This window comes from Synergistaceae bacterium (assembly GCA_031272035.1).
Classification (GTDB): domain Bacteria; phylum Synergistota; class Synergistia; order Synergistales; family Aminobacteriaceae; genus JAISSA01.
The window spans coordinates 1-8,137 of sequence record JAISUO010000027.1; the positions used below are offsets into that span (position 1 = coordinate 1).

7 protein-coding genes are annotated in these 8,137 nt (G+C 54.3%); 3 read left to right on the forward strand and 4 right to left on the reverse strand.

The features are described from left to right. Together LBR61_03150 and LBR61_03155 are read left to right on the forward strand one after the other, a co-directional pair. A partial coding sequence (locus LBR61_03150) for a hypothetical protein (protein ID MDR1731069.1) occupies positions 1–698 on the forward strand: 698 nt, incomplete at its 5' end. 373 nt (positions 699–1,071) lie between these two features. Next, positions 1,072–2,880, forward strand: coding sequence for a methyl-accepting chemotaxis protein (locus LBR61_03155; protein ID MDR1731070.1), 1,809 nt, complete (start codon positions 1,072–1,074; stop codon positions 2,878–2,880). Here LBR61_03155 and LBR61_03160 read toward each other — a convergent pair. Continuing rightward, entirely contained in the window at positions 2,870–3,973 is a 1,104-nt protein-coding gene (locus LBR61_03160; GenBank protein ID MDR1731071.1) for a hypothetical protein, read from the reverse strand. The two genes, LBR61_03155 and LBR61_03160, sit on opposite strands and share 11 nt — an antisense overlap. Further along, positions 3,970–5,154 (reverse strand): radical SAM protein, encoded by a 1,185-nt coding sequence (locus LBR61_03165; protein MDR1731072.1) that lies wholly within the window; start codon positions 5,152–5,154, stop codon positions 3,970–3,972. Before LBR61_03165 ends, LBR61_03160 begins: the two co-directional genes overlap by 4 nt. A 43-nt stretch (positions 5,155–5,197) precedes the next feature. Between LBR61_03165 and LBR61_03170 the strand changes: the two genes are divergently transcribed. Beyond that, positions 5,198–5,491: a hypothetical protein gene (locus LBR61_03170; GenBank protein ID MDR1731073.1), complete on the forward strand. Its 294-nt coding sequence runs from the start codon at positions 5,198–5,200 to the stop codon at positions 5,489–5,491. A gap of 23 nt (positions 5,492–5,514) precedes the next feature. Here the strand turns inward: LBR61_03170 and LBR61_03175 are convergent, their stop codons facing one another. After that, positions 5,515–6,519, reverse strand: a complete 1,005-nt coding sequence (locus LBR61_03175) for an ABC transporter substrate-binding protein (protein MDR1731074.1) — start codon at positions 6,517–6,519, stop codon at positions 5,515–5,517. A gap of 125 nt (positions 6,520–6,644) precedes the next feature. Further along, positions 6,645–7,565: an AAA family ATPase gene (locus LBR61_03180; GenBank protein MDR1731075.1), complete on the reverse strand. Its 921-nt coding sequence runs from the start codon at positions 7,563–7,565 to the stop codon at positions 6,645–6,647. Between the last annotated feature and the right edge of the window lie 572 nt (positions 7,566–8,137).

Here is an 8,137-nt window from a genome sequence, read left to right on the forward strand (position 1 = left end):
AAGGGACGCTTCCCGACGTTCTCCGCAGCATAAAGACGATTTGCAGGATTCAGGAGGACGATTTCTGGGAGAATGCGACCCTGCAGGAACTGGACGACGTGCGTCAGACGATTCGTGAACTGATGTACTGCTTAAAAAATGAAATCAAAACCAGAGTTATCAACATCACGGACACTGTGTTGTTTGAGCGGGAAGGGGCGCCCTTCCCGGGCGATCCTGCTCTGGAAAGCTACTACCGCCGGGCCAATCGCTACGTGGAGGAGAACGGCGACAAACCTTCCCTTCAAAAGCTGAAAAACAACCAGCGGCTTTCCGGTGAAGACTGGAAGGAGTTGGAGCGGATTTTCTGGAACGAGGTCGGTACAAAGGATGAATACGACAAAGCGGCGGAAGGCTTGACTTTAGGGTGTTTTGTGCGGGGATTGACCGGGCTGTCGCCAGAAGCCGTCAATGCGGCTTTCTCTGAATTTCTTGACGCCGCGCTCTATTCGGAGGAGCAAATTGCCATGGTGCACTGCATCGTGGACTGGCTGAAAAGTCATGGAACCCTGCCGCTGGAAGAAATGCGGGACGAAGATTTTTTCAATGGACTGAGCGTAAGCGAAGTGTGGGGACGGGACAATAAAGTTGTCGCCTGGGGGAAACTCAAAGAAACCATTCAGTCGTTCAACGCCAACGCGGACAGACCGGCGGCGTAACAGAACAGATTTATCCTGCGTTTAACCGGTTATATTTCACCTGCTGCCGGGGGGTTGGAGATCTTCCAAACTCCCGGACTACCCTCTCTGTCGTATTTTTTATACGCTATTTCACATTAGACAAAAAAATAGCTCTTTTATATAATTGTGGTTGTTTTTAGAAAAAACTGATTAAAATCAGGAGGCGGATAGGCAAAGAACCGACGAACTTATGAAATCCTGGGAATCATTCAGTTTCTATATCAGACCGCTCTGCCGTTCAACTGCGCTAAATCTTTGCCCTGTCGAGTTTCTTCACCGGATCTCCACAGGTCACTGGGAGGTTAATCAGTGTTTTCTGAAATTATTCCTGAAATAAGCGGAGGTAGAATTAATGAGTTTGCGTTATAAACTTACGCTGGCGATCGCCGCCCTGCTCGTCTTTGTCATGGGAGTGGCCACGGTTTTTCAGGTGTACGGAATCAGGGCGGTTTACCGCCACAGTCTGGAGGACACCCGAAAGGCGCTGCTTCAGTCGCAGATGAGGAACATGAAGGACATCACTCTGGCGGTGGATTCTGTTTTCCGCTTCTTCGAGACCCAGGCAAAGGAAGGCAAAATGACCCTCGAAGAGGCTCAGACAATGGCCCGGGAAACGGTCAGGGTCATCCGTTACGACACGGAGAACAAGGAACTGGCGGTCTCTGGAGGCAATTACTTCTGGATAGACCAGACGGACGGCATCAACATTCTCCATCCGATAACCCCCCAGATAGAGGGAAAAAACCGCATAACCGCCAGGGACGCCAACGGGATGGAGCACATCCGGGCCATCATTCAGTCCGGCATGAAGCCGGGTGGGGACTTCACGGAGTTTTATTACGACAAGCCGGGAGAGAACACCGGTAAGCCCAAAGTCGGTTTTTCCATAGAGTTCACTCCCTGGAAATGGGTCATCGGAACCGGTTTCTGGACGGAGGACTGGAACGCGATCATCGACGACAACATGGAGACCTGGCTGGCGGAGGGAAACGCCTACATTGAGAAGATGACCCTGTTTTCCACGGTGGCGTTTCTGTCCATGCTGGTCATTGTCCTTGCGGTGGTTTTCGTCTGCACGAAGCGGTTCGCCAAACCCATACTGGAGCTCGCCGCCGTTTCCCGGAAAATGGCCGACGGCAACCTGAACGTGGGAGTCGTCGGACGCGGCGACAGAAAGGACGAGATCGGAGTTCTCGAAAAATCCATGAACGACATGACCGAAAACCTTTCCTCGCTGCTGAGGCAGTTGAACGACTCGTCCCAGGACCTTTTCAGCGCGAGCCGCACCCTTTCGGACATGACCGAAAAATCCACCCGTTCGGCCCGGGACATCACCGCCACGGCCCGGGACATCTCGGACCAGACCGAGGCGCAGTTCAAATCCGTCAAGGACATGACCGGAGCTATCGAGGGAATCATCAGCGGAGTTGAGAATGTGGCCTCCATCAGCGATTCTCTGTCGGAGAAGTCGATGGAAACCTCAGCCATGGCCGAGAAGGGCAACGCCTCCCTTTCGGGGGTTCTGGCCCAGATGGACAGCATTGCCGGAACGACGAAACAAACCGCGGACGCCATAAGAACTCTCGGGGAAAAATCGAAACAGATCAGCGAAATCATCGGATTGATCAACTCCATCTCTGACCAGACGAACCTGCTGGCTCTGAACGCGGCCATAGAAGCCGCCAGAGCCGGGGAGTACGGCAGGGGCTTCGCCGTGGTGGCGGAGGAAGTCCGCAAGCTCGCCGAGCAGTCCCGGCAGGCGACGGAGAAAATATCCGAGCAGATCGCGGCCATTCAGGAAGAAACGGAGAGAACGGTCTCCCTGATGGACGTGGGGGTCTCGGAATCCGCCAAAGGCGTGGATGCCGTGACTCAGAACGCCACCATTCTGAAGGAGATCATTTCCAACATTGAGGCGCTGAACGAGGAGATTCACAAGGTGTCTTCGGTGATGGACAACCTCTCCAGCTCCAGCGCTTCGGTGCGGAGCTCCGCGGAGTCGCTGGACGAAATCTGCGCCAAAACCTCGGCCTCCGCGAAGAACATCGTCAACGACGTGGATCAGCAGTCGTCCCGTCTCTCCGAGATCGAGAACTCCACCCGCCGGTTGTCCGGCATCGCCGACGGAATGCAGGGACAGGTCGCCCGGTTCAGCCTTTGACGAACTGTTCCGGAGCGGGAAGAGACCAGAGGAGATAGCGGGTTTTCTTCAGTTCCCGCACAGTCGGAAGAACCACGAAGGAGCGTGGGGCGAGGGCGGTCCGCATGTTGAGGAGATGTTTGCCGAGGAGGGCGGGGGCGTGCGCGTGGACCATCGTGTAAAGCCTGTAGGGCCAGGAGAACGACAGGGTATTCGTGACGGACTCGCGCAGGTAGCAGTGACTGACCCAGGGAAAGCGCGAGGCTTTTTCTCCGGCCTCCCGCCCGGCGCTTTCTCTGTTTCCCACGTCCCAGGCGACGAGGGCGTTGGCCTCGCAGCCGAGGCGGCGGTGGTCGAGAGACGCGCCGATACGTCGAAGGACGCCCGTTCTCTTCAATCGTTTCAGCCGTTCCAGCAGGGCGTTCTCCGTTGTTCCCGCCCGGCGCGCCGCCTCGGCGAAGGGGCGCGCTGTGACGGGGAAACGAATCTGCAATGAAGCCAGAACGGCGGAGTCCCCGGCGGTGATTTTTTCCCCCTGTATTGTCTTTTCATTTATTATCTTTTCATGCAAACCTGATTCATCTGAATCCAATGCCTCAAAATCCCGTTTCGTATTTGTCTCCGGAGCGTCGGACAAGCGGAAGACGGGTTTCAGTTTGAGGCGGGTCGTCGTCCTCAGCGCGACGGAAGGACAGCCGGTGAGACGCAGGTCCTCCAGAAAGCGCTTTTTTGCGGCCGGGCCCTTCAGCAGGGCCGTGCACCAGAGGTTCACCTCGTGTCCCCGGATGTAACTGTGCGTGACCTCCTGCCGTGAGGGCGAGGCAATGCGGGCGGCGACAGAGGGGATGTCGCCTTCGGGAACGACGAGGCCGCAAAGGAATCCTTCGTATCCCATCTTTTCGAAATCCAGAAAAGCCCCGAAGGAGCGAATGAGACCCTCCTGTATCATGTCGTCGGTCAGGCGCAGAGCCGTCGTCTCCTCGCAGTTCAGCTCTTCGGCGATCTTTCGCCAGGGAAATGGCGTGAAGGGCAGTCCGGCCTGAAGGCGTTCGGCCAGTCGTTTTTTTAAAAACTGTTTATCTGAATTTTTTTCGAAAATTGTGGATAAAATCATGGATAAGTCGCTCCTTTTTCGGAGATTTCCCGATCCTCCAGCGTGCAGCCGGGGTCTTCGCCCAGAGGGTCGCCGGTCAGAGCCCAGGCCCGGGCGCGCATGTTTCCCCGGCAGAGCGGCAGCCAGCGGCACCTTCCGCAGCGCCCGCCGAGGGCCGGCAATCGGGGGGACGTTTCTTTTTCCCCGCGGAGATGTGTCGCGATGCGGGTCCAGTGCCCGATCGGACGGTGCCAGGAAAACTGATCGGCGAAAGTAATCCCGTCCCATCGCACGGAGAGGATACCGCGTCCGCTGCGGCCTCCGCCGCCGGCGGACAGGAGAGCGAGAACGCCTTCCGCCCGGGGGTCGTCGTTTTCCTTCAGAGTCAGGTAAAGCAGAATACCGTCCGCAAAGTTCCCGACCGTCAGCACCTCTTCAGGCGCCTGCCCCTGGTCGGCCCACCCGAACAAATATCGAAGGACGTCCCGCATTTCCCCGCGGGAGGGGACGAACGCCTTTTCCTCCCGACCTCTTCCAGAGGGGATGAAGTGGTAAAAACAAATCCGGTCGACGGCCAGTTTCGTCGTCAGGGATGCCACGCGGGGAAGCTCCGGCAGCAGGGGACGGGCCATCGTAAATCGCAGCCCCACGCGGCAACCCGCTGTTTTAAGGGCGCGTATGCCGGTCAGTGCCCGCTCAAAAGCGCCATCCACGCCCCGGAAGGCGTCGTGTGGATTATTATCTCCCCCGTCCAGACTGACCCCGACGTATCCGACGCCCTGTTCTTTTAAAAAAGTTCCTGTCCGTTGGTCAATCCGCGTCCCGTTGGTGGAGAGGGAGATTTTCAGTCCCAGGGCCGCGGCGTGGGAGACAATTTCAAAAAAATCGGGATGCATCAAAGGTTCTCCGCCGGACAGCAGCAGAGACGGAGGCTTCAGTTTTGCGATATACTCCAGAAAGGCAAAGGTTTCCTCCCGCGTCATGGGAGCGTGGGAGGGGACGGAAGCATAACAGTGCCGACACCTGAGATTGCAGGCGTTGGTCATGTGCCACACAATGACGGGAGGAACCTGACGCCCCGAAGGAGGAAAACGCGCCCCATCTCCGGGAAAGGTTCCGCCGCGAAGGAGTTTTGTCAGATGAATCAGGGCGACACCTCCAAAACCTGAGAAAGTGAACTTGACTGAGTTATTATAAAACACGAAACACGAAGATCGAATAAAATACACAACAGGGAGGCAGGCCATGGCATCGCACCTTGATCGGGAATCAGACCGGGAAAAGGAAAATAAGACGGGAAAAAATCCCGTCAATTCGCTGTCCGGAGTGTTTTTCTTCGGGCGGATGCTCTCGGCGGCGTTTCTCATGGGCGGTTACGTTTTTGCCGGCGTGTATATCGCGGACTGGATGGGACGCAGAGGCTGGTCCTCCGTTTGGGTCGTAATCATGCCCATCGCCGCCAGTCTTTTGGGGCTCTGGCAGGGTTGGGTGTTTATTCGCGGGCTGGGCAGAGAGATCAAAAAGTCAAAAAAGCCCTGAAGTTCAGAACCTCTGCCCCGACGTCATTTTTCGGAACTGACCTCCGAGAGCCAGCGGTCCACTATGCGTTTTTTGTTCTGAGCCGCCTTCTCCCGGTCGTAGTTGATCAGCTTGATCTCGTGGAGTGTCGGTAACCCCTTCTCCGCGGAGACGTCGCCCCGCACGGGGAAGAAGTACGTTTTTGCCTCGACGATGGCCCTCTGACCGTTTTTGCTGATAATCCAGTCCACCAGAGTTTTGGCCGCCTCCAGATTTTTGGCCCCCTGCAGGATGGATATGGCGGCGGCCTCGAATCCCACGCCTTCCTCGGGGAAAAAGACGTCGACGGGAAATCCCGTACCCGCGAGTTTCAAAAGCCCGGGCGTAAACTGAATGGCAATTTGTGTTTCTCCGGCGGCGAGGCTCTGAGCGGGACCGGTGCCACTTTGGGTGTAGGCCTGAATGTTGGGGTGCAGTTTTTTCATGAAGTCGAAGGCCTTCTCTTCGCCCCACAGCTCAATCAGCGTGCAGACCAGCGAGTAAGCCGTTCCCGAGGACTGAGGGGAGGGCATCTGAATGATGCCTTTGTAAGGGGGTTTCAGGAGGTCCTGCCAGGTTTTCGGAGCCGGTTTTTTCGTCTTCGCGAGCTCCTGGGTCAGCACGCCGAGACCCAGCGGGTTCATGTAAAAGGCGTGCCAGTATCCATCCGGATCCTTGAAAAAGGGTGCGAGATTTTTCACTTCTTTGGGGATATAAGACTGCGTGAGGTCCTGCTCTTTGGCCAAAACGTGATTTTCGGCGGGCGCGCCGAACCAGACGTCCGCCTGAGGCTCGGCTTTTTCGGATTCGATGCGGCTCATTGCCGGTCCGGAGGAAAGGAATACCGCCTCCACCTCGACGCCCGTCGCTCGGGTGAAGGCGGCGAGAATCGCTCTGCCGTTTTCCTCGTCGACGCTGGAGTACACAGTCAGCGGAGCGGCGAAGGCCGTCGTCGAAAGCATCAGCAGCGCCCATACGACAAGTCCTTTCAACACGAAAACCTTTTTCATGTTCGTCCCCTCCTCTGCTTTGTACGACTCAATATGTGACGTTATAAAGAAGTGAATAATAAACAAAGGTATTGTAACACGTCGTCCGCCTGCGGCAAAGCCCCGTGAGAGACCAGTTTCACCCTTTAGATGCCTGTTCTTTTGATAAATTCGTCCCCGATGGCTGCCAGCTCCGTTTTAATCGTTTTGGGAATCGGCAGATTGATGGGTGAAAGAACCGCCGGAATGCACATTTCCTGAGCGGCCTGAAAAAATGTGGGGTTATCCTGAATATATGTCTCGAATAAAGGCTGTTTATCTTTTTTGAGCTGCGCGACGACTTTTGACTGGGCCTTTATGAGGGTTGTGCCCTTTGCATAAGAAACCATCACCGGCAATACTCCTATGTTTTGAGGGTTGATTGCCTCGTTTTTCCCCTCACTGACCTGCTGGCAGCAGGAATTGTACTCTTCGATGAAGGAAGAGGCGTTCTTTTTTGTAAGCAGATCCAGTCCGCTTAAGGAAAACTGATCCAGCTGGACGGGAACGACATAGTAATCGCTCGCGGCAAATGCGGCTTTTGTTACGATATTGAAGCTGGAAGGACAGTCAATGAGCACAAGGTCATAAGTTTCGTCTCTTTTCATATTATCCAGAGCATTTTTTATGTATCCAAACACGGTCAGGAAATTCTCGGCGGACTGCTCCGTCCCGGACTCTCCCAGCCTCTGCGCCAGAGAGATGTCAAGATTCACAAGCCCCGAATGAGAGCATATCAAATCAAATTTTACCTGTGTGCTGAAGAGCGAAATATTTGTGACAAGGGATTCCAGAGCGACGCTGGGCCCGTTGTTGATAATGGGAGAAAGAAACTGGAGCATGGTTTTGTTTGCGCAGCGCGTTTTCCACTCGTAGTCGGACATAAAGGAAAACGTGAGGTTTGTCTGAGGGTCCACATCGATCATCAGCACGCGTCGGTTCCGGGATGCCGCATAGGACCCCAGATTGGCCGTTACGGTTGTCTTGCCGACCCCGCCTTTGTTATTTATGACAGATACAACTTTCATCACCATCTCTGCCTTTCATGACGGCCTCATCCCTGGACAACACAAAAAGTACCGGAAGCTCCCGCAGTTTTTCCAGAGAGCATTCTTCAGATGAACCGTCTCCCAGAATATAACTTATATTTATGACGAAATTTTGCCATAAATTATACAATATAGTTCAAATTCTTTTAAAAACAGGAATGTCTGCAATATCAGAGGCAGGCAGTTTCTTTGTCGACTGGCAGACTCCGGGGCAAAACATTCATCCAAAATCTTCGGTTAAAACAGATATATTTTTAAAATAAGCACTTGACGTTCCATTTTTATATGCTTATAATTCCTCACAATATGCATAAGAAGATATTTTTTAAATATTTAAGCATAAACTCTGAAAAAACAACCTGAAAGCAATATATGCGGGAGTACGTTGAAAGGGAATCTCTTCTTCCAGGAAAGGTGAGCCGGCTTTTCCCCGAAGGAGAGAAATATTTTTATATTTTCCCGCTGCCGGCAGACGGAGATTTTGTCACGGCAGAGCAGCAAAAATCTTTGCAGAGGAGTTGAGATGGGCGATGAGGAAGAATGCGGCGAAA

Bases quoted from the DNA above. Each gene is read 5' to 3' on its own strand.
- LBR61_03155 (MDR1731070.1), top strand. From the start codon at position 1,072: ATGAGTTTGCGTTATAAACTTACGCTGGCGATCGCCGCCCTGCTCGTC.
- LBR61_03160 (MDR1731071.1), bottom strand. From the start codon at position 3,973: ATGATTTTATCCACAATTTTCGAAAAAAATTCAGATAAACAGTTTTTA.
- LBR61_03170 (MDR1731073.1), top strand. From the start codon at position 5,198: ATGGCATCGCACCTTGATCGGGAATCAGACCGGGAAAAGGAAAATAAG.
- LBR61_03175 (MDR1731074.1), bottom strand. From the start codon at position 6,519: ATGAAAAAGGTTTTCGTGTTGAAAGGACTTGTCGTATGGGCGCTGCTG.
- LBR61_03180 (MDR1731075.1), bottom strand. From the start codon at position 7,565: ATGAAAGTTGTATCTGTCATAAATAACAAAGGCGGGGTCGGCAAGACA.